This is a genomic window from Streptomyces sp. NPDC031340 (assembly GCF_055569945.1).
This window is the reverse complement of record NZ_JBVIIE010000012.1, coordinates 130,434-154,418: the sequence shown is the minus strand read 5'-3', so window position 1 is coordinate 154,418 and position 23,985 is coordinate 130,434. Positions and strand designations below refer to the sequence as shown.

At 74.3% G+C, this 23,985-nt stretch carries 20 protein-coding genes; 16 read left to right on the top strand and 4 right to left on the bottom strand.

Features of this window, described 5'->3' with window-relative positions; genetic code table 11:
* Positions 1 to 176: 176 nt before the first annotated feature.
* From ACZ5GT_RS11835 to ACZ5GT_RS11820, 4 genes are all read left to right on the top strand, one after another.
* Entirely contained in the window at positions 177 to 2,051 is a 1,875-nt protein-coding gene (locus tag ACZ5GT_RS11835) for an AMP-dependent synthetase/ligase (RefSeq protein WP_469019437.1), read from the top strand.
* A gap of 311 nt (positions 2,052 to 2,362) precedes the next feature.
* On the top strand, positions 2,363 to 4,471 hold the full coding sequence (locus ACZ5GT_RS11830) for a SpoIIE family protein phosphatase (protein WP_469019434.1): 2,109 nt from the start codon (positions 2,363 to 2,365) through the stop codon (positions 4,469 to 4,471).
* Positions 4,472 to 5,131: 660 nt separating this feature from the next.
* On the top strand, positions 5,132 to 6,364 hold the full coding sequence (hemW, locus tag ACZ5GT_RS11825; protein ID WP_469019430.1) for a radical SAM family heme chaperone HemW: 1,233 nt from the start codon (positions 5,132 to 5,134) through the stop codon (positions 6,362 to 6,364).
* A 101-nt stretch (positions 6,365 to 6,465) separates the two neighbouring features.
* A complete protein-coding gene (locus ACZ5GT_RS11820; protein WP_469019425.1) occupies positions 6,466 to 7,038 on the top strand; it encodes a Uma2 family endonuclease in 573 nt (190 codons plus the stop codon).
* Here ACZ5GT_RS11820 and ACZ5GT_RS11815 read toward each other — a convergent pair.
* Both ACZ5GT_RS11815 and ACZ5GT_RS11810 read right to left on the bottom strand, forming a co-directional pair.
* Positions 7,022 to 7,828, bottom strand: coding sequence for a DUF3097 domain-containing protein (locus ACZ5GT_RS11815; protein WP_469019418.1), 807 nt, complete (start codon positions 7,826 to 7,828; stop codon positions 7,022 to 7,024). The two genes, ACZ5GT_RS11820 and ACZ5GT_RS11815, sit on opposite strands and share 17 nt — an antisense overlap.
* A 31-nt stretch (positions 7,829 to 7,859) precedes the next feature.
* Complete coding sequence (locus ACZ5GT_RS11810) at positions 7,860 to 8,591, bottom strand: MBL fold metallo-hydrolase (protein ID WP_469019411.1); 732 nt, start codon at positions 8,589 to 8,591, stop codon at positions 7,860 to 7,862.
* Between the two features lie 151 nt (positions 8,592 to 8,742).
* On the opposite strand from ACZ5GT_RS11810, the gene hrcA reads away from it, so the two are divergent.
* The 10 genes from hrcA (at position 8,743) to ACZ5GT_RS11760 (ending at position 19,541) form a co-directional block, all read left to right on the top strand.
* Positions 8,743 to 9,759, top strand: coding sequence for a heat-inducible transcriptional repressor HrcA (gene hrcA, locus ACZ5GT_RS11805; RefSeq protein ID WP_469019405.1), 1,017 nt, complete (start codon positions 8,743 to 8,745; stop codon positions 9,757 to 9,759).
* Positions 9,760 to 10,893 carry a molecular chaperone DnaJ gene (dnaJ, locus tag ACZ5GT_RS11800; protein WP_469019400.1) on the top strand — a complete coding sequence of 378 codons (1,134 nt, stop codon included), beginning with the start codon at positions 9,760 to 9,762 and terminating at the stop codon, positions 10,891 to 10,893.
* 78 nt (positions 10,894 to 10,971) lie between these two features.
* Entirely contained in the window at positions 10,972 to 12,045 is a 1,074-nt protein-coding gene (locus ACZ5GT_RS11795; RefSeq protein WP_469019397.1) for a nitronate monooxygenase, read from the top strand.
* Positions 12,042 to 12,800, top strand: coding sequence for a 16S rRNA (uracil(1498)-N(3))-methyltransferase (locus ACZ5GT_RS11790; RefSeq protein WP_469019394.1), 759 nt, complete (start codon positions 12,042 to 12,044; stop codon positions 12,798 to 12,800). Before ACZ5GT_RS11795 ends, ACZ5GT_RS11790 begins: the two co-directional genes overlap by 4 nt.
* A 32-nt stretch (positions 12,801 to 12,832) precedes the next feature.
* Entirely contained in the window at positions 12,833 to 13,225 is a 393-nt protein-coding gene (locus tag ACZ5GT_RS11785) for a VOC family protein (protein WP_469019391.1), read from the top strand.
* Between the two features lie 120 nt (positions 13,226 to 13,345).
* Complete coding sequence (locus ACZ5GT_RS11780; protein WP_469019387.1) at positions 13,346 to 13,891, top strand: hypothetical protein; 546 nt, start codon at positions 13,346 to 13,348, stop codon at positions 13,889 to 13,891.
* Between the two features lie 84 nt (positions 13,892 to 13,975).
* Positions 13,976 to 17,173, top strand: a complete 3,198-nt coding sequence (locus ACZ5GT_RS11775; RefSeq protein WP_469019382.1) for a S41 family peptidase — start codon at positions 13,976 to 13,978, stop codon at positions 17,171 to 17,173.
* 92 nt (positions 17,174 to 17,265) lie between these two features.
* On the top strand, positions 17,266 to 17,619 hold the full coding sequence (locus ACZ5GT_RS11770) for a histidine triad nucleotide-binding protein (RefSeq protein WP_324784312.1): 354 nt from the start codon (positions 17,266 to 17,268) through the stop codon (positions 17,617 to 17,619).
* Positions 17,620 to 17,625: 6 nt separating this feature from the next.
* Entirely contained in the window at positions 17,626 to 18,531 is a 906-nt protein-coding gene (locus ACZ5GT_RS11765; RefSeq protein ID WP_469019379.1) for a ribonuclease Z, read from the top strand.
* Positions 18,532 to 18,551: 20 nt separating this feature from the next.
* A complete protein-coding gene (locus tag ACZ5GT_RS11760) occupies positions 18,552 to 19,541 on the top strand; it encodes an adenosine deaminase (protein ID WP_469019376.1) in 990 nt (329 codons plus the stop codon).
* A 27-nt stretch (positions 19,542 to 19,568) separates the two neighbouring features.
* Here the strand turns inward: ACZ5GT_RS11760 and ACZ5GT_RS11755 are convergent, their stop codons facing one another.
* Entirely contained in the window at positions 19,569 to 20,372 is an 804-nt protein-coding gene (locus ACZ5GT_RS11755; protein WP_469019373.1) for an IclR family transcriptional regulator, read from the bottom strand.
* A gap of 105 nt (positions 20,373 to 20,477) precedes the next feature.
* Between ACZ5GT_RS11755 and ACZ5GT_RS11750 the strand changes: the two genes are divergently transcribed.
* Complete coding sequence (locus tag ACZ5GT_RS11750) at positions 20,478 to 21,767, top strand: glucarate dehydratase family protein (RefSeq protein WP_469019370.1); 1,290 nt, start codon at positions 20,478 to 20,480, stop codon at positions 21,765 to 21,767.
* 111 nt (positions 21,768 to 21,878) lie between these two features.
* On the top strand, positions 21,879 to 23,009 hold the full coding sequence (locus ACZ5GT_RS11745; RefSeq protein ID WP_469019365.1) for a carbohydrate kinase family protein: 1,131 nt from the start codon (positions 21,879 to 21,881) through the stop codon (positions 23,007 to 23,009).
* A 573-nt stretch (positions 23,010 to 23,582) separates the two neighbouring features.
* Here the strand turns inward: ACZ5GT_RS11745 and ACZ5GT_RS11740 are convergent.
* Positions 23,583 to 23,936: a cytidine deaminase gene (locus ACZ5GT_RS11740; RefSeq protein WP_469019360.1), complete on the bottom strand. Its 354-nt coding sequence runs from the start codon at positions 23,934 to 23,936 to the stop codon at positions 23,583 to 23,585.
* Between the last annotated feature and the right edge of the window lie 49 nt (positions 23,937 to 23,985).

Sequence of the window (23,985 nt, the reverse complement as noted above, 5' to 3'; positions counted from 1 at the left end):
CGGGCGGTCGGGCCGTACTCTGATCCCTGCTCGTTAGTTACTCGCGAGTTAAACAACGTGTCGCGGGTAAGAACCAGCCGTACTGAGTCAGCCCCGCTGAGTCAGTCGTACCGAGCCAGCCGTACTGAGCCAGCCATACTGAGCCAGCCGCACCGTCGCGGGTCCCGGAGGATGTCGTGAGCGACACACAGACACTGATCGAGAACCGTCCGCCGTCCGTGGCGGCCCTCTTCCTGGAGCGTGTGGCGGCCACTCCGGACGCCGAGGCCTACCGCTACCCCGTTCCGTCCGCGTCCGGCACGGGTCCCGACGACTGGAAGTCGCTGACCTGGGCGCAGTCCGCCGAGCGGGTGTACGCCATCGCGGCCGGGCTGATCGAACTCGGCGTGCAGCCCGAGCAGCGCGTCGCCCTCGCCTCCTCCACCCGCCTCGAGTGGATCCTCGCCGACCTCGGCATCATGTGCGCCGGGGCGGCCACGACCACCATCTATCCGCAGACCAACGCCGAGGAGTCGGCGTTCATCCTCTCCGACTCCGCGAGCCGGGTGCTGATCGCGGAGAACGCCGAGCAGCTGGCCAAGGCGGAGCAGAAGCGTGCCGAGCTACCCGAGCTGACCCACGTCGTGGTGATCGACGCGGACGGCGTCGAGACCGGCGACCGGGTGCTCAGCCTCGCCGAGCTGGAGAGCCGCGGAGTGGCGTACCTGGAGAAGAACCCGGACCTGATCCGGGAGCGCGTCAGCAAGATCACCAAGGATCAGCTCGCCACGCTCATCTACACCTCCGGCACCACCGGCCGGCCCAAGGGCGTCCGCCTCCCGCACGACAACTGGTCGTACATGGCCAAGGCGATCTCCGCGACCGGGCTGATCAGCGCCGAGGACGTGCAGTACCTGTGGCTGCCGCTCGCGCACGTCTTCGGTAAGGTGCTGACCTCCGGCCAGATCGAGGCCGGTCACGTCACGGCCGTCGACGGCCGCGTCGACAAGATCATCGAGAACCTGCCGGTCGTGCAGCCGACGTACATGGCCGCCGTGCCGCGCATCTTCGAGAAGGTCTACAACGGGGTCGCCGCCAAGGCCCGCGCGGGCGGCGGCGCCAAATACAAGATCTTCCAGTGGGCCGCCGAGGTCGCCCGCGAGTACGCCAAGACGGCCCAGGACAACTTCCGGCGCACCGGCACCGCCTCCGTCCCCTTCGGGCTCGGCGCCAAGCACAAGGCCGCCGACGCCCTGGTCTACGCCAAGATCCGCGAGGCCTTCGGCGGCAGACTGCGCGCCTGCGTCTCCGGCTCCGCCGCCCTCGCCCCGGAGATCGGCTACTTCTTCTCCGGCGCCGGCATCCACATCCTGGAGGGCTACGGCCTGACGGAGTCCTCGGCCGCCTCCTTCGTCAACCCCGGCGAGGCCTACCGCACCGGCACGGTCGGCAAGCCGCTGCCCGGCACCCAGGTGCGCATCGCGGACGACGGCGAGATCCTGCTGCGCGGCCCCGGCATCATGGAGGGCTACCACGGGCTGCCCGAGAAGACCGCCGAGGTGCTGGAGCCGGACGGCTGGTTCCACACCGGCGACATCGGCGAGCTGTCGCCCGACGGCTACCTGCGCATCACCGACCGCAAGAAGGACCTCATCAAGACGTCCGGCGGCAAGTACATCGCGCCCGCCGAGGTCGAGGGTCAGTTCAAGGCCGTGTGCCCGTACGTCTCCAACATCCTGGTGCACGGCGCCGACCGGAACTTCTGCACGGCTCTCATCGCCCTGGACGAGCCGTCCATCCTGGAGTGGGCGAAGGACAACGGGCTGGCGGGCAAGCCGTACGCCGAGGTGGTGGCCGCGCCGGCGACCGTCGAGATGGTCCAGGGCTACGTCACGCAGCTCAACGAGGGGCTGCAGCGCTGGCAGACGATCAAGAAGTTCCGCCTGCTGCCGCGCGACCTCGACGTCGAGCACGGCGAGATCACGCCGAGCCTGAAGCTGAAGCGGCCGGTCGTCGAGCGGGAGTACAAGCACCTCATCGACGAGATGTACGCCGGCGCGCGCGAGGCGTGAGCCGGCGGACGCCTGGCGGCGGTCGGCGGGCGGGCGGCGGGCGGGCGGGGCGGGCGGATCACTCGGCCGGTCCGCCCGTCCCACCCGCCCCGCCGTGACACGTCGCGCACCTGTTCGCGGTGGTCAGAAGGCGCGGCTCGGATGCTCGGACCCGCTCGGGATTGCGCACCTCTTCGAGCACCCGCGGAGCAGTTTCCGCACCCATCATGACCTACTTCGGTAACCCGCTGCTTACGGGCGCATTCGCTCTGTCACCCTGTGGGTGTCGATCGACTGAGGCGTATGCGTACTGACCGCTCGGGGAGCTGGACATGGAGGTCGTTCCGAGGCGACGAGGGACCGTTTCCGGTGTCGCCGGTGTCGCCGGTGTCCCTGAGGTCTCCGGTGTCCCCGGGGTCCCCGATGTACCCGGTGTCACCGGGGTCCCCGGTGTCTCCGAAGCACCGGCGCGCCGCGGCGGGTCCCGGCCCGCCGAGGACGTCGCGGCGGGCGCGACCCTGCCCCCCGGCCCCGACACGCCGCGCTCCGCCCGCGAGATCGTGCGCGCCGCGCTCACCGAGGCGGCCCGGGCCGGGCGGCCCGGCACCGAGCACCTCACCGAGCTTCTCGTCGAGGACGTCCTCGTCGTCGTCAGCGAACTGGTCACCAACGCCGTCGTGCACGCGGGCACCGAGGTCGAGGTGATCTGCCGGGCGGAGGAGGCGCCCGGCGCCGTCGTCGTGGAGGTCTCCGACCGCCATCCCTCCCGCGCCCCGCGCGACCCGGTCACCGAACCGGCGCACGAGACGGAGTACGGCCGCGGCCTGCACCTGGTCGCCACGCTCGCCGAGTCCTGGGGCGTCACCTTCCGCAGGGGCACCAAGACGGTGTGGGCGCGGCTGCCCGCCGAGGCCGGCACCCCCGCGGGCCGGACCGGTGGGCCGGCCGACCGGCCCGTCCCGCAGCACGATCTCGCCGTCGCCGGGTTCCTCGCCCCCGAGCCGCCCCTGCTCCAGGCACCGCTCCAGACCTCGCTCCAGGCACCGCTCCAAAACCCGCTCCCCACGGCCCTCCAGCTCCCGCTCCCGGCCGTGCTCCGGGCGGCGGACGCCCGGCGCGCCGAGCGCGACCGGGACTGGCTGGGCCGCGGCGCCCTGTCGTTCCTCGCGGAGGCCTCCGACCTGCTCGCCGGGCAGCTCGACGAGAACCTGGTCGTCGCGCTCGCCGGCCAGCTGATCGTGCCGCGGCTCGCCGACTGGTGCGCGGTCTGGCTGGAGGACGAGATCACCGGCCGCGCGGGCCGGGCGGCCGACGGGACCCCCGGCGCGGGACCGCGGCTCGCCCGCGTCTGGCACAGCAGCGAGAACCGCATCGAGGAACTGCGCCGCGTCCTGGAGAAGGCCCCGCCCCGCCGCCGGGAGGCCGCCGGGAGGTCGGGCCCCGCGCCCTACGCCTGGCCCGGCGAGGCGCTCGGCCCCGGCGAGGCGGCCGGCACGGCGCTCGCCCACCCGCTGATCGCGGGCGGCCGGCCGCTGGGCACCCTCGTGATCGGACGCGCCGGACTGCTCAGCTTCCCCGACGAGATCACCGGACTCGTCGAGGACTTCAGCCGCCGGGTGGCGCTGGCCGTCGGCGCGGCCCGCCAGTACGCCCGCCAGGCCACCATCAGCCGCGTCCTGCAGCGCGGCCTGCTGCCCACCGCCGTCGCCGAGATCCCCGGCGTGCGCAGCGCCCTCGTCTACGAGCCCTGCGACAAGGGCGGGCCCAGCGGCGACTTCTACGACCTCTTCCCGGCCGGCGACGGCCGCTGGTGCTTCGCGGTCGGCGACGTGCAGGGCAAGGGCCCCGAGGCCGCCGTCGTCATCGGTCTCGTCCGGCCCTGGCTGCGGCTGCTCGCCCGGGAGGGCTGCCGCGTCGCCGACGTACTGGACCGGCTCAACCGGCTGCTCCTCGACGACGCGATGGAGGCCGCGGACGCCGCCGCCCGGGCCCTGGTGCGGCCGCCCGGCCCCGGCGACGGCCCGCAGACCCGCTTCCTCTCCCTCCTGTACGGCGAGCTGATTCCCTTCGAAGGCGGCGTCCGCTGCACCCTCGCCTCCGCAGGACACCCGCTGCCGTTGGTGCTCGCGCCCGACGGCGGCGTGCGCACCGTCGCCCGGCCGCAGACGCTGATCGGCGTCGTCGAGGACGAGACGTACACCAGCGAGACGTTCGACCTGCGGTCCGGCGACAGCCTGCTGTGCGTCACCGACGGCGTGACCGAGCGGCGATGCGGCTCGCGCCAGTTCGACGACGCCGACGGGCTCGCGACGGCGCTCGCCGGGTGCGCCGGGCTGGGCGCCCGCCGCATCGCCGAGCGCATCCGGCGGCTGGTGCACGCGTTCGGCGGCGACGCCCCGGCGGAGGACGACCTGGCGCTGCTGGTGCTCCAGGCGGAGTAGCCGGCGGCGCTGTCGGTGCTCCAGGGCAGAACAGCGGACGCCCGCCGTGACCGGGCCCGCGCCCACGGCCCGGCCCGGGCCCGCGGCCCATGGCTCGGTCCGGGCCTGTGGCCCATGGCCCGCGGCCTGCTGCCCGGCCCGGGCCCGCGGCCTGCGGCCCTGGACCGGGCTCCGCGCCCCGGACCGGGCCCCGCGCCGGTGCGGGACAATGGGCCCGCGCCCACGGCCACGTCCCACTGCCCGGGCCCGCGCCCACGGCCCACGGCCCGGGCCCGCGGCCCGGCCCGGGCCCGCGGCCCGGCCCGGGCCTGCGGCCTGCGGCCTGCGGCCTGCGGCCTGCGGCCTGCGGCCTGCGGCCTGCGGCCTGCGGCCCTGGACCGGGCTCCCCGCCCCGGACCGAGCCCCGCGCGGGTGCGGGACAATGGGCCCGCGCCCACGGCCACGGCCCACGGCCCGGGCCCGTGGCCCATGGCCCGGGCCCGTGGCCCATGGCTCGGTCTGGGCCTGTGGCCCATGGTCTGGGCCTGTGGCCCACGTGTGGCCCATGGTCTGGGCCCATGGCCCGCGGCCTGCGGCCCGGCCCGGGCCCGCGGCCTGCGGCCCTGGACCGGGCTCCGCGCCCCGGACCGGGCCCCGCGCCGGTGCGGGACAATGGAGCACATGCCTTCCGCACTCCCCGACGGCGAGCCCGTCCCCGCCGACGGCGCGTTGCCCGCGCCCGCGCTCGCCGGGGCGGCCGACCGCCCCCTCGGGTTCTACCTGCACGTCCCGTACTGCGCGACCCGCTGCGGCTACTGCGACTTCAACACCTACACCGCGACCGAGTTGCGCGGCACCGGCGGCGTCCTCGCCTCCCGCGACAACTACGCGGACACCCTGACCGACGAGATCCGGCTGGCCCGCAAGGTGCTCGGCGACGACCCGCGGGAGGTCCGCACGGTCTTCGTCGGCGGTGGCACCCCGACCCTGCTGGCCGCCGCCGACCTGGTACGGATGCTGGGCGCGATCCGCGACGAGTTCGGCCTCGCGGCGGACGCGGAGGTCACCACGGAGGCGAACCCGGAGTCGGTCGACCCGGCGTACCTGGCCGCGCTGCGGGAGGGCGGCTTCAACCGCGTCTCCTTCGGCATGCAGAGCGCCCGGCAGCACGTCCTGCGGGTCCTCGACCGCACCCACACCCCCGGCCGCCCGGAGGCCTGCGTCGCCGAAGCCCGCGCGGCCGGCTTCGCGCACGTCAACCTCGACCTGATCTACGGCACCCCGGGCGAGTCGGACGACGACTGGCGGGCCTCGCTGGACGCGGCGATCGGTGCCGGTCCCGACCACGTCTCGGCGTACGCCCTGATCGTCGAGGAGGGCACGCGGCTCGCCCACCGCATCCGCCGCGGCGAGGTCCCGATGACCGACGACGATGTGCACGCCGACCGCTACCTGATCGCCGAGGAGACCCTGTCGGCGGCCGGCTTCGGCTGGTACGAGGTCTCCAACTGGGCCACCTCCGAGCAGGCCCGCTGCCTGCACAACGAGCTGTACTGGCGCGGCGCCGACTGGTGGGGTGCGGGCCCCGGGGCGCACTCGCACGTCGGCGGGGTGCGCTGGTGGAACGTCAAGCACCCCGGCGCCTACGCCGCCGCCCTCGCCGCCGGGCGCTCGCCGGGGGCCGGCCGCGAACTGCTGTCCGACGAGGACCGGCGCGTGGAGCGGATCCTGCTGGAGCTGCGGCTGCGGGAGGGGGTACCGCTGTCCCTGCTGAAGCCGGACGGCCTGGCGGCCTCCCGGCGCGCGCTGGCGGACGGACTGCTGGACAGCGGACCGTACGACGAGGGACGGGCGGCCCTCACCCTGCGCGGACGGCTGCTGGCGGACGCGGTGGTCCGTGACCTGGTGGACTGATCACCCGGCGGGGTGAATCAATGCGGAACGCCGGTCCGGTCCCTAACCTGGTTCGTAGGCTGCCGCCGTACACGCGGCGGCGAGAGCGGAGGACCACGGAGATGACCGCTGTGGATGATCGCCGGGTGCATGAGGCATTCGAGAACCTGGAGGTTCCCGAGGGCTTCAAGGCTGAGCTCATCCGGGGGGAAATCGTGATGATGGCCGTGCCCGACAAGGTCCACAACCGCATCGTGCAGTCGGTGCAGGACCAGATCCCCTCCGGGCGGTGGGAGCGGCTGCAGACGCAGGACATCGCGTTCCCGGACGAGGACAGCGAGCCCCAGCCGGACCTCGTGGTCATGGAGATCGGCGCCGACGACACCCCGGGCCGGCTGGTCCCCGCGGACGCCGTGACGATGCTGGTCGAAGTGGTCTCCAAGAGCAGCGTCCACCGGGACTACGTCGAGAAGCGGTCGATCTACGCCGCGGGCGGAATCCCGGTCTACCTGGTCATCGATCCCTTCCGGGCCAAGTGCCTGGTGCTGGCGGAGCCGACCGGGAGGGGCCTGGCGGCGGACTACCAGTACGAGCGCACCCGCAAGTTCGGCGACCCGGTGCCGTTGCCGATCGTGGGGGTCGACCTCGACACCGGCGGATTCGGCACCCTGCCGCCGCTCACGGCTGGGCCGTGACGAAGTCGATCAGCTCCTCCACCCGCCCCAGCAGTTCCGGCTCCAGGTCCTTGTAGGACGTCACCCGCGCCAGGATCGCCTGCCACACGGCGCCCGTGTTGTCCGACGGCCAGCCCAGCGCGCGGCACACGCCCGTCTTCCAGTCCTGCCCGTGCGGGACGCGCGGCCAGCCCGCGATGCCCAGGGACGACGGTTTCACCGCCTCCCAGACGTCGATGTACGGATGGCCGACGACCAGCGCGTGCTCGCTGGTCACCTGCTCGGCGATCCGCCACTCCTTCGAGCCGGGGACCAGGTGGTCGACCAGGACGCCCAGCCGGGCGTCCGGGCCCGGCGCGAACCCGGCCACGATCGACGGCAGGTCGTCCACGCCCTCCAGGTACTCCACCACCACGCCCTCGACGCGCAGGTCGTCGCCCCACACCTTCTCGACCAGCTCCGCGTCGTGCCGTCCCTCGACGTAGATGCGCCCGGCGCGGGCCACGCGCGCGCGTGCGCCGGGCACGGCGACCGAACCGGACGCCGTACGGGTGGGCCGCAGCGGGGCGGAGGGCGGCCTGACGAGGGTCACCACGCGGCCCTCCAGCAGGAACCCGCGCGGCTCCAGCGGGAACACCCGGTGCTTGCCGAAGCGGTCCTCCAGGGTCACCGTGCCCGCCTCGCAGCGGATCACCGCCCCGCAGAAGCCGCTCCCGGGCTCCTCCACCACCAGGCCCGGCTCCGCCGGCACCTCCGGCACGGGCTTCGGCTTCTTCCACGGAGGGGTCAGGTCCGGAGAGTACTGGCGCATTCGAACGACGATAGGAGAACCGTCCCGCCGATCACCGCGACACGCCGAAACGGGCCGCCAGCGCCTCCCGCTGCGCCCGGACGAACGCCGCGTCGACCACCGCACCGTGACCGGGAACGTACAGCGCGTCCTCGCCACCGAGGGCGAGCAGCCGGTCCAGCGCGGCCGGCCACCGCGACGGCACCGCGTCCGGGCCCGCCTGCGGCTCGCCCGACTCCTCGACCAGGTCCCCGCAGAACACCACCTCCGGCGAGCCCGGCACCAGCACGACCAGGTCGTGGGCGGTGTGCGCCGGACCCACGTTCGCCAGCAGCACCTGCCGGCCGCCGCCCAGGTCGAGCGTCCACTCGCCGCTGACGTGATGGCGGGGCGCGGCGAGCGCGTCCACCGCCTCCTCGGCCAGCCGCGCGTCCAGCCCGCACCGCACCGCGTCCGCGCGCAGTTCCTCGCGCCCGTGCCGCCCGGTGAACACCGCTTCGGCGCCCACCGCCCCGAACACCTCCGCGCCCGCGAACGCCGCCGCCCCGAAGACATGGTCGAAATGGGGGTGGGTGAGCGCGAGATGGGTCACACGGCGACCGGCCAGCCGCTGCGCCTGAGCCCGCAGCCGCGCCCCCTCCGCCAGGCTCGACCCCGCGTCGACCACCAGCGCCGTGTCCGCCCCGACGACCAGCCCGGCCGTGCAGTCCCAGCCCGGCAGCCGGCACCGCCCGACCCCGGCCGCCAGCCGCTCCCACCCGAGCTCTTCCCAAGTCACCGTCATACCGCGACGCTAGCCGTACGGACCCGCCCCGGCAGGCCCGACCTTGCCCAGTCAGTACCCCACCGCCGTACACTGGGCCGGGGAACGCTGGCACTCGCACGCGCAGAGTGCCAGGCAGGCGTCAGGGGACGACTTTCTGGAGGTGTGCGCCATGCTGAGTGAACGACGGCTTCAGGTGTTGCGCGCCATCGTCCAGGACTACGTCGGCACCGAGGAGCCGGTCGGGTCGAAGGCCCTGACCGAGCGGCACAACCTCGGCGTGTCCCCGGCGACCGTGCGCAACGACATGGCGGCCCTCGAGGACGAGGGGTACATCGCCCAGCCGCACACCAGCGCCGGGCGCATCCCCACCGACAAGGGCTACCGGCTGTTCGTCGACAAGCTCGCGGGCGTCAAGCCGATGACCCCGCCCGAGCGGCGCGCGATCCAGAACTTCCTCGACGGCGCCGTCGACCTCGACGACGTCGTGGCGCGCACGGTGCGGCTGCTCGCGCAGCTCACCCGGCAGGTCGCCGTAGTGCAGTACCCGTCGCTCACCCGGTCCACGGTCCGGCACGTCGAACTGCTGTCGCTCGCCCCCGCGCGCGTGATGCTCGTGCTGATCACCGACACCGGCCGGGTCGAGCAGCGCATGGTGGACTGCCCGGCGCCGTTCGGCGAGGCGTCCCTCGCGGACCTGCGGGCGCGGCTGAACAGCCGGGTCGCGGGCCGCCGGTTCGCGGACGTCCCGCGGCTGGTGGAAGACCTCCCCGAGGGCTTCGACGTCGAGGACCGCGGCACCGTCTCGACGGTCCTGTCCACCCTCCTGGAGACGCTCGTCGAGGAGAACGAGGAGCGGCTGATGATCGGCGGCACCGCCAATCTGACCCGCTTCGGACACGACTTCCCCCTCACCATCCGGCCCGTCCTGGAGGCCCTGGAGGAGCAGGTCGTCCTCCTCAAACTCCTGGGCGAGGCAGGCGATTCGGGCATGACCGTGCGCATCGGGCACGAGAACGCCTATGAAGGACTCAACTCCACGTCCGTGGTCTCGGTCGGCTACGGTTCGGGCGGCGAGGCAGTCGCCAAGCTCGGCGTGGTCGGACCGACCCGCATGGATTACCCGGGAACGATGGGAGCGGTACGCGCAGTGGCACGGTACGTCGGACAGATCCTGGCGGAGTCGTAAGTGGCCACGGACTACTACGCCGTTCTCGGCGTGCGCCGCGACGCGTCGCAGGAAGAGATCAAGAAGGCCTTCCGGCGGCTCGCACGCGAGCTGCACCCGGACGTCAACCCCGATCCGAAGACCCAGGAGCGGTTCAAGGAGATCAACGCCGCCTACGAGGTGCTGTCGGACCCGCAGAAGAAGCAGGTCTACGACCTCGGCGGCGACCCGCTCTCGCAGTCCGGCGGCGCCGGCGCGGGCTTCGGCGCGGGCGGCTTCGGGAACTTCTCGGACATCATGGACGCCTTCTTCGGTACGGCGTCCCAGCGCGGCCCGCGCTCGCGCACCCGGCGCGGCCAGGACGCGATGATCCGGCTGGAGATCGACCTCGACGAGGCGGCCTTCGGCACCACCAAGGACATCCAGGTCGACACGGCGATCGTCTGCTCCACCTGCAACGGTGAGGGCGCCGCGCCGGGCACCTCCGCCCAGACCTGCGACATGTGCCGCGGCCGCGGCGAGGTCTCCCAGGTCACCCGGTCCTTCCTGGGCCAGGTCATGACCTCGCGCCCCTGCCCGCAGTGCCAGGGCTTCGGCACGGTCGTGCCCACCCCCTGCCCGGAGTGCGCGGGCGACGGCCGGATCCGCTCCCGCCGCACCCTGACCGTCAAGATCCCGGCCGGCGTCGACAACGGCACCCGCATCCAGCTCGCGGGCGAGGGCGAGGTCGGCCCCGGCGGCGGCCCGGCCGGCGACCTGTACGTCGAGATCCACGAGCTGCCGCACGCGATGTTCCAGCGGCGCGGCGACGACCTGCACTGCACGGTCACCATCCCGATGACCGCGGCCGCCCTCGGCACCAAGGTCCCGCTGGAGACCCTCGACGGCCTGGAGGAGGTCGACATCCGCCCGGGCACCCAGTCGGGCCAGTCGATCCCGCTGCACGGCCGGGGCGTCACGCATCTGCGCGGCGGCGGCCGGGGCGACCTCATCGTCCACGTCGAGGTGCAGACCCCCACCAAGCTCGACGTCGAGCAGGAACGTCTGCTGCGCGAGCTCGCCAAGCTGCGCGGCGAGGAACGCCCGCAGGGCCAGTTCCAGCCGGGCCAGCAGGGCCTGTTCTCCCGGCTCAAGGACGCCTTCAACGGGCGCTGACGACACGGGACGCCCCTGGCCCCGGCCAGGGGCCCGTCCCGATTCGGACTTGTTCACGGGACGTGACAACATGCCGTCATGTCCTCCGCACTGACCGATCTCTGCCCCCATCCGATCGTGCAGGCCCCCATGGCGGGCGGCGTCTCCGTGCCCCACCTCGCCGCCGCCGTCAGCGCGGCCGGCGGGCTCGGTTTCCTCGCCGCCGGGTACAAGACCGCCGACGGCATGTACCAGGACATCAAGCAGCTGCGGAGCATCACCGACCGGCCCTTCGGCGTGAACCTCTTCATGCCGCAGCCCGACCACTCCGACCCGGCCACGGTGGAGCTCTACGCCCACCAGCTGGCCGGCGAGGCGAGCTGGTACGACACCGAGCTCGGCGACCCCGACAGCGGCCGCGACGACGGCTACGACGCCAAGCTCGCCGTGCTGCTCGACAACCCGGTGCCGGTGGTCTCCTTCCACTTCGGCGTCCCCACCCGCGACGTCCTCGACGCTCTGCGCCGCGCCGGCACCTTCACTCTGGCCACCGCGACCACCGCGGAGGAGGCCCTCGCCGTGCAGCGGGCCGGCGCCGACGCGGTCATAGCCCAGGGCGTCGAGGCCGGCGGCCACCAGGGCACCCACCGCGACGTCCCGGAGAACGACCGCGCCGGCATCGGCCTGCTGTCCCTGGTCGCCCAGATCCGCGAGACCGTGAGCATCCCGGTCGTCGCCGCCGGCGGCATCATGCGCGGCAGCCAGATCGCCGCCGTCCTCGCCGCCGGCGCGAGCGCCGCCCAGCTCGGCACCGCGTTCCTGGCCACCCCGGAGTCCGGCGCGAGCGCCGTGCACAAGCAGGCGCTGACCAACCCGCTGTTCGTCCGCACCGAGCTGACCCGCGCGTTCTCCGGCCGCCCGGCCCGCGGCCTGGTCAACCGCTTCCTGCGGGAACACGGCCCGTACGCGCCCGCCGCCTACCCCGACGTCCACCACCTCACCGCGCCGCTGCGGAAGGCGGCGGCGAAGGCGGGCGACGCGCAGGGCATGGCGCTGTGGGCCGGACAGGGCCACCGGATGGCCCGGGAGCTGTCCGCGGGACAGCTGGTGGAGGTGCTGACCGCCGAACTCGAGGAAGCGAGAGCGACGCTGTCGGAAGGCGGTGTGCGATGACGGCCCCGGTGTTCGTGATCGATCCGCTGGTCCTGCCGGACCACCGCGGCGGGGAGTACGTCCTCGACGGCCCGGAGGGACGGCACGCCGTCTCCGTGAAGCGGCTGCGGCCCGGCGAGGAGGTCGTCCTCACCGACGGCCGCGGACACTGGACGGAGGGCGTCGTCAAGGCCGCCGAGGGCAAGGACCGTCTCGTCGTCACGGCCCTCGGGAGCGTCCGCGAGGAACCCCCGGCACAGCCCCGCATCACCGTCGTGCAGGCCCTGCCCAAGGGCGACCGGGGCGAGCTGGCCGTGGAGACGATGACCGAGACCGGCGTCGACGCGATCGTGCCGTGGACGGCCTCCCGCTGCGTCACCCAGTGGAAGGGCGAGCGGGGCCTGAAGTCCCTCGCCAAGTGGCGGGCGACCGCCCGGGAGGCCGGCAAGCAGTCCCGCCGGGTCCGCTTCCCCGAGGTCGCGGACGCGGCGACGAGCAAGCAGGTCGCCGCACTTCTCGCCGAAGCCGACTTCGCCGCCGTGCTGCACGAGGACCGCGCCTACCCCAGCGAGCCGCTCGCCACCGCCGAACTCCCCGCCGAGGGCGGGATCGTGCTGGTCGTCGGCCCCGAAGGGGGCGTGTCCCCCGAGGAGTTGGCGCTGTTCGAGCAGGCGGGGGCGAAGGCGTACCGGCTCGGCCGCAGCGTGCTGCGCACCTCCACCGCCGGCACCGCGGCGACCGCCCTGCTCCTCGGCCGCACCGGCCGCTGGTCCTGACCGCCCCCTCGCGACAGCCCCAGGGAGACCCCGTGGAACTCGCCCAAGTCCGGCTCCTCGTCAGCGACTTCCCCGCCTGCTACCGCTTCTACGCCGACGTCCTCGGGCTGAAGCCGCAGTCGGGGGCGACCCGGGGACCGTACGAGAAGTTCAGCCCGGCCGCCGGCTCCGCGGGCATCGCCCTGCAGGACCGGGCGATGATGGCGGAGATCCTCGGCGAACTGGGCGGACCCGCCAACGGACACCGCTCCCTGGTGGTGCTGCGCGTCGACGACCTGAACGCCTACTGCGAGCAGATCACCCTCCGCGGAGCGACCCTGCTGCACGGCCCGGCCGCCATGACGGACCGCATGCGCGTCGCCCATCTCAAGGACCCCGAGGGCAACATGGTGGAACTGCAGGAATGGCTCCTGCTGCGCACCTGACGGCTGGACCCCCTGCCGGTCCCGGACGGCGCGTGAGCGCCCCGCAAGAGCCGCCCGGGGGCGCTTTCGTGGCCGTATGCGCTCTACCGCGCCGGCCCGGTCGGTGGCAGGCTGCCCTTCATGGGGGCGTTGAGGCGTGACTGGCGCCGGCCACGCGGGTCGCGGGCGGCCGCCGTGGCCGGGATCGTGGTGGCGGTCGTCGGCGGGATCGTGGCGTGCGACCCGGGCGGACTGAGCTCCGCCGCGGTCGCCTACACCACCGACCAGACGGCGACCAAGGCGCTGGAGCGGCAGAAACTCGACGTGCAGTGGCTGAGCTGCACGGCCAACTACGGCAATGACTCCAAGAGTTCCACGCCCACGGCGAGCGAGACCGGCGTCGCGAACGTCGACTGCCAGGGCAAGACCAAGGACGGCCGGGAGATCACCGTCACCGGCACCGTCACCCGCGCCGTGAACGGCTCCTGCGTGCGCGGCGACCTCACCGCCAAGGTGGGCGGCAAGGTGCGCTTCCACGTGAGCGGGCTCGGCAACTGCGACGCCACCCCGTCGCCGGTCGGCAACAACCCCGCGGGCGGGCAGCCCGGGCCCACCGCCACCGTAACGGTCACCCGGACCGTCTGGTGCGAGAGCGACCCGCAGTGCCGGCCGGTCGAGGGCAAGTGACGGCCCGCGGGGCGCGCCGGCCGAGTGATCCAACGACCCAACGACCCCCTGTCGCACGGCGCCGCGGCTGCATAGAGTGATCGGGTGACACAGCCCGCAGCGCCCGCGTATCTCCGCCACCCGCATCTGCACGGCGATTCGGTCGCGTTCACCGCCGAGGACGACGTGTGGCTCGCCCCCCTCGGCGGCGGCCGGGCGTGGCGGGTCAGCGCCGACAACATGCCGGTCGGCCAGCCACGCATCTCGCCCGACGGCACCACCGTCGCCTGGACCTCCACCCGCGACGGCGCCCCCGAGGTGCACGTCGCGCCGGTCGACGGCGGCCCCGCCACCCGCCTGACGTACTGGGGCAGTTGGACCGCCGTGCGCGGCTGGACACCCGACGGGCGGGTCCTCGCGATCAGCGCCGAGGGACAGGCGAGCGCGCGCCGCACCTGGGCCCGCGCGATCCCGCTCGACGGCGGACCGGCCACCACGCTCCCGTACGGGCCGGTCGGCGACGTCGCGTACGGGCCGAGCACCGTGCTGCTGTCGGCGCCCATGGGCCTGGAGGCCGCCCGCTGGAAGCGCTACCGCGGCGGCACGGCCGGCAAGCTGTGGATCGACCGCGACGGCGACGGCCTCTTCGTACGGCTGCACGAGGACCTGGACGGCAACATCGAGTGCCCCGTGTGGGCCGGGGAGCGCATCGCCTTCCTGTCCGACCACGAAGGCGTCGGGGCGCTGTACTCCTCGCTCGCCGACGGCTCCGACCTGCGCCGCCACACCCCCGTCGAGCACGGCTTCTACGCCCGGCACGCCTCCGGCGACGGCACCCGCGTCGTCTACTGCTCCGCCGGCGAGCTGTGGATCCTGGACGACCTCGACGGCGCCGAGCCGCGCCGGCTCGACATCCGCCTCGGCGGGCAGCGCACCGACCTGCAGCCGTACCCGGTCAACGCCGCCCGCAGCTTCCGGTCCGCCGCCCCCGACCACACCGCGCGCGGCAGCGCCGTCTGCGTGCGCGGCGCCGTGCACTGGGTCACCCACCGCTCCGGCCCGGCCCGCGCGCTGGCCGCCGAACCCGGCGTACGGGCCCGGCTGCCGCGCGCCTTCCGCACCGACGGCGAGGAATGGGCGGTGTGGGTGACGGACGCCGAGGGCGACGACGCCCTCGAGTTCGCCCCGGCCACCGGCCTCGCGCCCGGCGCCACCCCGCGCCGGCTCGCTGCCGGGCAGCTCGGCCGGGTCCTGGAGCTCGCGATGGCGCCCGACGGCAGCCGCGCCGCGGTCGCCTCGCACGACGGACGGCTGCTCATCGTCGAACGCGACAGCGGCGAGGTGCGCGAGGTCGACCGCAGCGCGGACGGCGAGGTGTCCGGGCTGGTCTTCTCGCCCGACTCGGCGTGGCTCGCCTGGTCCCACCCCGGCCCGCGCCCGCTGTCCCAGCTCAAGCTCGCCAACACCGCCGACCTGTCGGTCACCGAGGCCACCCCGCTGCGCTTCCAGGACTACGCCCCCGCGTTCACCCTCGACGGCAGGCACCTCGTCTTCCTCTCCAGCCGCTCCTTCGACCCCGTCTACGACGAGCACGTCTTCGACCTGGCGTTCGTGGTCGGCTCCCGCCCATACCTGATCACCCTGGCCGCGACCACGCCCTCGCCGTTCGGCCCGCAGCGGCACGGCCGCCCCTTCGACGCGCCCGACAAGGACGAGACCCCCGACAGCGAGGGCGTCCCCGCCACCCGCATAGACCTCGAGGGCCTCGCCGACCGCATCGTGCCCTTCCCGGTCGAGGCCGCCCGCTACTCCGGCCTGCGCGCGGCGAAGGACGGCGTGCTGTGGCTGCGCCACCCGGTGCAGGGCGTCCTCGGCGCCTCCCGCGCCACGCCCGACGACACCGACCCCGGCAGCGACCTGGAGCGCTACGACCTGCTCCAGCAGCGCGTCGAGCACCTCGCCTCCGACGTCGAGGACTTCGAGGTCAGCGGGGACGGCAAGCGGGTCCTGCTGTGGACCGGCGACCGCCTGCGGGTCGTGCCCAGCGACCGGCGCGCCTCGGGCGACGAGGACAGCGACAGCAACGTCACCGTCGACCTCACCCGGGTCCGGCAGACCGTCGACCCGGCCGCCGAGTGGCGGCAGATGTACGAGGAGACCGGCCGCGTCATGCGGGACCACTTCTGGCGGCCGGACATGGGCGGCGTCGACTGGGACGGCGTCCTCGACCGCTACCGGCCCGTCCTGGACCGCGTTGCCACCCACAGCGACCTGGTGGACCTGCTGTGGGAGGTGCACGGCGAACTCGGCACCTCGCACGCCTACGTCGTGCCCCGCGGCGGTTCGGGCGGCGCCCGCCAGGGGCTGCTCGGAGCGGACCTCTCCCGGCACGAGGACGGCAGTTGGCGCGTCGACCGCGTCCTGCCCGCGGAGACCTCCGACCCGGACGCCCGGTCCCCGCTCGCCGCGCCCGGCGTCGCGATCCGCGCGGGCGACGCGATCGTCGCGGTCGCCGGCCGCCCGGTGGACCCGGTCACCGGCCCCGGCCCGCTGCTGGTCGGCACCGCGGGCAAGCCCGTGGAGCTGACCGTCTCCCCGGCCGGCGGGGGCGAGCTGCGGCACGCGGTCGTCGTGCCGATCGCGGACGAGACGCCGCTGCGCTACCACGCCTGGGTGGCCGGCCGCCGCGCCCACGTCCACGAACGCTCCGACGGCCGCCTCGGCTACCTCCACGTCCCCGACATGATGGCCCCGGGCTGGGCGCAGATCCACCGCGACCTGCGGGTCGAGGTCGCCCGGGAGGGGCTCGTGGTGGACCTCAGGGAGAACGCCGGCGGTCACACCTCCCAACTGGTCGTCGAGAAGCTGGCCCGGCGCGTCGTCGGCTGGGGCGTGCCACGCGGTATGCGGCCCTACAGCTATCCCATGGACGCGCCCCGCGGCCCGGTCGTCGCCGTCGCCGACGAGTGGTCCGGCTCCGACGGCGACATCGTCAACGCGGCGATCAAGGCGCTCGGCATCGGCCCGGTGGTCGGCACCCGCACCTGGGGCGGCGTCATCGGCATCGACAGCCGCTACCGGCTGGTCGACGGCACACTGATCACGCAGCCCAAGTACGCGATGTGGCTGGAGGGCTACGACTGGTCGGTGGAGAACCGCGGCGTCGACCCCGACATCGAGGTGGTGCAGCGCCCGCAGGACTGGCAGGAGGGCCGGGACGCCCAGCTCGACGAGGCGATCCGGACGGCGCTCCAGGCGCTGGACACCAGCCCGGCGAAGACCCCGCCCGCCCTGCCGACCTGACGGTGCGGCGACCGCCCGACGGGCCCCGGATCACCCGCAGCGGGCGACGATACGATGCCTCACGTAAAGCGCCGCCGACACTCGGAGGGACCATGGCAGGGGAGCCGCAGGACGACTGCCTGTTCTGCAAGATCGTCGCGGGGACCGTCCCGTCGACCGTCGTCCGCGAGACGGAGACGACCGTCGCCTTCCGGGACATAAACCCGCAGGCCCCCACGCACGTCCTGGTGATCCCCAAGGCGCACTACCGGGACGCCGCCGCGCTCGCCGCCGGTGCGCCGCAGCTCGCCGCGGACGTGCTGCGCGAGACCCAGGCCGTCGCCGACGAGGAGAAGCTGGACAGCTACCGCGTCGTCTTCAACACCGGCAGCGGGGCCGGCCAGACCGTCTGGCACGCCCACGCCCACGTTCTCGGCGGCCGTGGCCTGCAGTGGCCGCCCGGGTGAGGCGCCGTGTCCGTCCGTGAACTGGTGGTCCTCGGCACCGCGAGCCAGGTCCCGACCCGGCACCGCAACCACAACGGCTACCTGCTGCGGTGGGACGGCGAGGGCCTCCTGTTCGACCCCGGTGAGGGCACCCAGCGCCAGATGCTGCGCGCCGGGGTCGCGGCGCACGACCTGAACCGGATCTGCGTCACGCACTTCCACGGCGACCACTCCCTCGGCCTGGCCGGCGTCATCCAGCGGATCAACCTCGACAAGGTCCCGCACCGGATCACTGCCCACTACCCGCGCTCCGGGCAACGCTTCTTCGACCGGCTGCGGTACGCCACCGCCTACCGCGAGACCGTCGCCCTGACCGAGGCCCCCGTGGACGCGGACGGCGTCCTCGCGACGACACCGGCGTACACGCTCGAGGCCCGCAGGCTGTCGCACCCCGTCGAGTCCTACGGCTACCGGCTCGTCGAGCCCGACGCGCGCCGCATGCTGCCCGACCGGCTGGCCGCGCACGGCATCAAGGGCCCGGACGTCGGCCGCCTCCAGCGCGAAGGCGTGCTCGACGGCGTCCGCGTCGAGGACGTCAGCGAGACGCGGCGCGGACAGCGGTTCGCGTTCGTCATGGACACCCGGCTGTGCGACGGCGTGCCCGCCCTGGCCGAGGGGTGCGACCTGCTCGTCATCGAGTCGACGTTCCTCGACGAGGACACCGCCCTCGCCGCCGAGCACGGCCATCTGACCGCCGGGCAGGCGGCCCGGGTGGCGCGGGACGCGGGGGTGCGCCACCTCGTGCTCACCCATTTCAGCCAGCGCTACACGGAACCCGAGGAGTTCGAACGCCAGGCCCGCGAGGCCGGCTTCGAGGGTGAACTGACGGTGGCGCACGATCTCCTGCGCGTCCCGGTTCCGAAGCGCAGATGAAGCACCCTTACGATGCTTTGATGCCCCTCCCGAAAGCAGAGCTGCACCTTCACATCGAAGGCACCCTGGAGCCCGAGCTGGCCTTCGAGCTCGCCGCCCGCAACGGCGTCGACCTGCCGTACGCGAACACCGGCGAACTGCGCGAGGCGTACCGGTTCCAGGACCTGCAGTCCTTCCTGAACCTGTACTACGAGCTCATGACCGTCCTGCGCACCGAGCGGGACTTCGCCGACCTCGCCGACGCCTACCTGGCCCGCGCCGCGGCACAGGGCGTGCGGCACGCGGAGATCTTCTTCGACCCGCAGGCGCACCTGGCCCGGGGCGTGGAGATGGGCACCGTCGTGGAGGGGCTGTGGCGGGCGCTGGGCGCCGGCGAGTCGGCGCACGGCGTGTCGACCCGGCTCATCATGTGCTTCCTGCGCGACGAGACGGCCGAGTCGGCCATGCAGACCCTGGAGGCCGCCCGCCCCCACCTCGACCGGATCACCGGCGTCGGCCTGGACTCCGCCGAGGTCGGGCACCCGCCGGCGAAGTTCCGCGAGGTGTACCGGGCCGCCGCCGAACTGGGGCTGCGGCGCGTCGCGCACGCCGGTGAGGAGGGACCGCCGGAGTACATCACCGAGGCGCTGGACGTGCTCGGCGTGGAGCGCGTCGACCACGGCCTGCGCTGCATGGAGGACCCGGCGCTGGTCGAGCGGCTGGTGCGCGACCGCGTCCCGCTCACCCTGTGCCCGCTGTCCAACGTCCGCCTGCGCACCGTGGACACCCTCGCCGACCACCCCCTGCCGGCCATGCTCGACGCCGGCCTGCTGTGCACGGTCAACTCCGACGACCCGGCCTACTTCGGCGGCTACGCCGGCGACAACTTCGACGCCGTCCGCACCACCCTGGGCCTGCCGCAGGAGAAGCTGCGCGAACTGGCCCGCAACTCCTTCCTCGCGTCCTTCCTGGACGACGACGAGGAGCGCCGGGCACGCTACCTGGCCGAGGTGGAGGCGTACGAGTTCTAGCCCGGTGGCGACCTCACCCGCCGGGGCTCAGCGCCACTGCACGGTTCCGCCGCCGGCCGGGACGGTCGCCTCGATCTTCGTCCGGATCTCCCGCATCACCGCCACGATCCGCTCCTCGTGCTCCGGCGTCAGCCGGGCCACCGGCACCGAGCAGCTGACCGCGTCCCGCGCGGGGGAGTCGTAGCGCAGGGCGAACCCGAAGCCCACGATGCCGGGCACGCCCTCCTCGCGGTCGACCGCGTACCCGCGGGCGCGGACCCCGGCGAGGTCGGCGGCCAGTGACGCGCGGCCGGTGTGCGTGCGCGCGGTCAGCGCCTCGTACGGCCCCGGGGGCAGCTCGGCGTCGGGGCGCTCGGCCAGCAGCGCCTTGCCCAGCGCGCCCGCGTGCGCCGGCAGCCTGCGGCCGACCCTGCTGATCGTCCTGAGGTACTCGTGCGACTCCCGGGTCGCCAGGTAGGCCACGTCCCGGCCGTCCAGCCGCCCCAGGTGGACGGTCTCGCCGAGCGCCTCCGACGCCTCGTCGAGGTACGGGCGCACGGCGCGCACGCGCGGGTCGGAGTCGAGGTAGTTGGTGCCGGTGAGCAGGGCGCGGATGCCGATGCCGTAGAGCGAGCCGGTGACGTCGGTGCGCACCCAGCCCCGGCCGGCCAGCGTCTGCAGCAGCGCGTACATGGAGCTGCGCGGCACCTCCAGGGCGTCCGCCAGCTCCTGCAGCCGCGCCGGCCGGTCGCCGCGCGCGGCGAGCAGCTCCAGCAGCTCCACCGTCCGCGCCGCCGACTTCACCTCGCGGACGCCTCCGGCGCCTCCCGCGCCGCCTGCTGTCTCCGGCATGCGCCGATCGTACGGGGCCGGACGCGCCGTTGACGCCCCGTGTCCGGCTGCCTAACCTCATCTCCATACGTGGATGTCGTCTACATAGGGAGATGAAGCGCCCCGGTGAACCTCACCATCGCGGACGTCCGCCTCACCCCGGTCCTGGTCGCCGACCCGCCCCTGCTCAACACGCAGGGCGTGCACCAGCCGTACACGCCCCGGCTGATCGTCGAGGTGGAGACCGCCGACGGGGTCACCGGCGTCGGCGAGACCTACGGCGACACCAAGTACCTGGAACTCGCCCGCCCGCTGGCCGCCCGGCTGACCGGCCGCCGGATCACCGACACCAACGCCCTGCCCGCCGTCGCCGACGCGGTCGCCGTGGACGCCTCCCGCGTCTCCGGCCGGGTCGACGTCGGCGGGCTGCGCGGCGTCCAGACCGCCGACAAGCTGCGCCTGTCCGTCGTCTCCGCCTTCGAGGTCGCCTGCCTCGACGCCCTCGGCAAGGCGCTCGGCCTGCCCGTGCACGCCCTGCTCGGCGGCAAGGTGCGGGACGCCGTCGAGTACAGCGCCTACCTCTTCTACCGGTGGGCCGCCCACCCCGACGGCGTGCCCTGCGAGAAGGACGACTGGGGCGCCGCCGTCGACCCGGCCGGGGTGGTCGAACAGGCCCGCCGGTTCACCGAGCGGTACGGGTTCACCTCCTTCAAGCTCAAGGGCGGCGTCTTCCCGCCGGACGAGGAGACCGCCGCCGTCCGCGCCCTGGCGGAGGCGTTCCCCGGGCACCCGCTGCGCCTCGACCCCAACGGCGCCTGGTCCGTGCCGACGGCCCTGCGGGTGGCGGACGAACTGGCCGGCGTCCTCGAATACCTGGAGGACCCGGTCCTCGGCACGCCCGCCATGGCGGAGGTCGCCGCCCGCACCGGCGTGCCGCTCGCCACCAACATGTGCGTGACCACGTTCGACGAGATCGAGGAGGCGTTCACCGCGGGCGCCGTCCAGGTGCTGCTCTCCGACCACCACTACTGGGGCGGCCTGCACGCCACCCGCAGGCTCGCCGCCGTCTGCCACGCCTTCGGCGTCGGCGTGTCCATGCACTCCAACACCCACCTGGGCATCAGCCTGGCCGCGATGACCCACGTCGCCTCGACCGTCCCCGGCCTGCGCCACGCCTGCGACACCCACTACCCCTGGCAGTCGGAGGACGTCCTCACCGAGCGGCTGACCTTCCACGGCGGCAAGGTCACCGTGCCGGACCTGCCCGGCCTCGGCGTGGAACTCGACCGCGACCGGCTGCGCTCGCTGCACCGGCGCTGGCTCGACGACGACGGCGCACTGCGCGACCGCGACGACGCGGCCGCCATGCGCGTCGCCGAGCCCGGCTGGGCCGCCCCGTCCGTCCCCCGCTGGTGACGCCGGCGCGGGCCGGGCCGGCGCCCGCCCGGCCCCGCGTGGCGCGCGCGCCCTCGCTGTCGGTCCTGTGGTGCACACTGTCCTGATCCGCACCATGCCAGGGAGTGCACCGTGACCGCGACCGACGGAAAGGGACCCTCGCCCCTCACCCGGGCGACGCAGAGCTGGGCCCATCTCGATCCCCTCGCCGCCCTGCGCACACCGGACGACCCGCCCTGGGACGTGTACCTGACGGGCACGGTCTTCCTCGACATCATCTTCACCGGGCTCGACTCCGCGCCGGTCCGCGGCACGGAGTCCTGGGCGCGCGGGATGGGCTCCAGCCCCGGCGGCGTCGCCAACATGGCCACCGCACTGGCCCGCCTCGGCCTGCGCACCTCCCTGGCGGCGGCCTTCGGCGACGACCACTACGGGGAGTACTGCTGGGACGTCCTGCAACAGGGCGAGGGCATCGACCTGTCCCCCTCCCGCACCGTGCCCGGCTGGCACTCCCCGGTCACCGTCTCGATGGCCTACGAGGGCGAACGCACGATGGTCTCCCACGGCCACGAACCGCCGCCGGAGGAACCCGCCCCCGACTGCCCGCCCCGCGCCCGCGCCGCCGTCGCCTCCCTCACCCCCGGCCGCAGCGCCCCCTGGATCGCGCAGGCCGCGCGCAAGGGCACCCGCGTCTTCGGCGACGTCGGCTGGGACGACACCGGCGCCTGGGACCTGGCCGGCCTGACCGACCTCCGGCACTGCGAGGCGTTCCTGCCGAACGCGGAGGAGGCCATGCGCTACACCGGCACCGGCTGCCCGCGCGCCGCCGCGCACGCCCTCACCGAGTACGTGCCGGTCGCCGTCGTCACCCTCGGCGCGGAGGGCGCGTACGCGGTGGACCGGCGCACCGGCGAGAGCGCGGAGGTGCCCGCCATCGCCGTGGAGGCCCTCGACCCCACCGGCGCCGGGGACGTCTTCGTGGCCGGCTTCGTCACCGGCTCGCTGGCGGGCTGGCCGCTGGCCGACCGGCTCGCCTTCGCCGGCCTGACCGCGGCCCTGTCGGTCCAGGAGTTCGGCGGCTCCCTGTCGGCCCCCGGCTGGTCGGAGATCGGTGCCTGGTGGCGCAAGGTCCAGTCGGTCGACGGCCAGGACCCGGCAGCCCTGCGCCGGTACGCCTTCCTGCAACGCCTCCTGCCGGCGGAGGCGAGACCCTGGCCACTGCAACGAGCGGTCCCGACCATCGGCTTCGGCCGCTCGGGCTGACCCTCGCGCCCTCGCGCGGTCAACGCCCCGGGTGTGCCGTCCGGCGAGGGCGTGTCGCGGGCTGCTGTCCGGCCGGGGGAGCACGCGGCGCGTCGCGCAGGTTGTCGTCCGCCTGCCCGGGTGGGGCCAGGCGCGTCTTGGGGTGCCGCCCGCCTGCCCGGGTGAGCGCCCAGGGTGCGCGGGGGTGCCGTCCGCCGGGGGGACACGTGGCGCGTTGCGAGGGTGCCGCCTGCCCGGGGGAGGGTCGTCGTGCGGGCGGCCGGCGCTGTGCGGGCGGTTGCCGCGCTGGGCCGGGCTGGGCCGGGCTGGAGGACGCGGCTGGGTGCGGTTTCAGCCGCCGTGACCCTCGCCCGGAGGGAGTCGTCCGGTGCGAGGGCCGTGTCGGGCGAGGGGCGTGGGGGCCGGAGCCGGTCGGGGTGAGGCTCGTGCGGACCGGGAGGCCCGTGTCGGAGACCACGGGAGGCCCGTGTCGGAGACCCCGGGCGTCCCGCCCGGGAGAGGGCCGCTTCGCGGGTGACGACGGCGTTGTGCGCGCCGTCGTCGCGCTGGACCGACCGCGGTCCGGGCGGGCTGTCAGCCCGCCGTGACCGTCGCCCGCAGGGAGCCGTCCGGGGCGGCGACCAGCACCGGCGTCGCCGCGCCGCCCAGGTCCCGGACCGCGGCCAGATCGCCGGCCGACGCCGTCTCCGCCTCCGTCACCACGGCCGCCGCCTCCAGCGACTTCGCCCCGGACGCCACCGCCATCGCCACCGCCGTCTGCAGCGCGCTCAGCTTCAGCGACGCCAGGTCCACCGTCCCGGCGACATAGGTACGGCCGGTCTCGTCCCGCACGGCCGCCCCCTCGGGCACACCGTTGCGGGCCCGCGCGGAACGGGCCAGGGTGACGATCTTGCGGTCCTCGGGGTCAAGCGCGTTGCTGTCGGTCATGCTCCGAGCATACGAACACCCGCGCCGGTCATCAGCCCACGGGGTGGCC

Bases quoted from the DNA above. Each gene is read 5' to 3' on its own strand.
- ACZ5GT_RS11755 (WP_469019373.1), bottom strand. From the start codon at position 20,372: ATGCCGGAGACAGCAGGCGGCGCGGGAGGCGCCGGAGGCGTCCGCGAG.
- ACZ5GT_RS11790 (WP_469019394.1), top strand. From the start codon at position 12,042: ATGACGGCCCCGGTGTTCGTGATCGATCCGCTGGTCCTGCCGGACCAC.
- hemW (WP_469019430.1), top strand. From the start codon at position 5,132: ATGCCTTCCGCACTCCCCGACGGCGAGCCCGTCCCCGCCGACGGCGCG.
- ACZ5GT_RS11760 (WP_469019376.1), top strand. From the start codon at position 18,552: ATGCCCCTCCCGAAAGCAGAGCTGCACCTTCACATCGAAGGCACCCTG.
- ACZ5GT_RS11770 (WP_324784312.1), top strand. From the start codon at position 17,266: ATGGCAGGGGAGCCGCAGGACGACTGCCTGTTCTGCAAGATCGTCGCG.
- ACZ5GT_RS11820 (WP_469019425.1), top strand. From the start codon at position 6,466: ATGACCGCTGTGGATGATCGCCGGGTGCATGAGGCATTCGAGAACCTG.
- ACZ5GT_RS11795 (WP_469019397.1), top strand. From the start codon at position 10,972: ATGTCCTCCGCACTGACCGATCTCTGCCCCCATCCGATCGTGCAGGCC.
- ACZ5GT_RS11740 (WP_469019360.1), bottom strand. From the start codon at position 23,936: ATGACCGACAGCAACGCGCTTGACCCCGAGGACCGCAAGATCGTCACC.
- hrcA (WP_469019405.1), top strand. From the start codon at position 8,743: ATGCTGAGTGAACGACGGCTTCAGGTGTTGCGCGCCATCGTCCAGGAC.
- ACZ5GT_RS11780 (WP_469019387.1), top strand. From the start codon at position 13,346: ATGGGGGCGTTGAGGCGTGACTGGCGCCGGCCACGCGGGTCGCGGGCG.
- ACZ5GT_RS11830 (WP_469019434.1), top strand. From the start codon at position 2,363: ATGGAGGTCGTTCCGAGGCGACGAGGGACCGTTTCCGGTGTCGCCGGT.
- ACZ5GT_RS11815 (WP_469019418.1), bottom strand. From the start codon at position 7,828: ATGCGCCAGTACTCTCCGGACCTGACCCCTCCGTGGAAGAAGCCGAAG.
- ACZ5GT_RS11810 (WP_469019411.1), bottom strand. From the start codon at position 8,591: ATGACGGTGACTTGGGAAGAGCTCGGGTGGGAGCGGCTGGCGGCCGGG.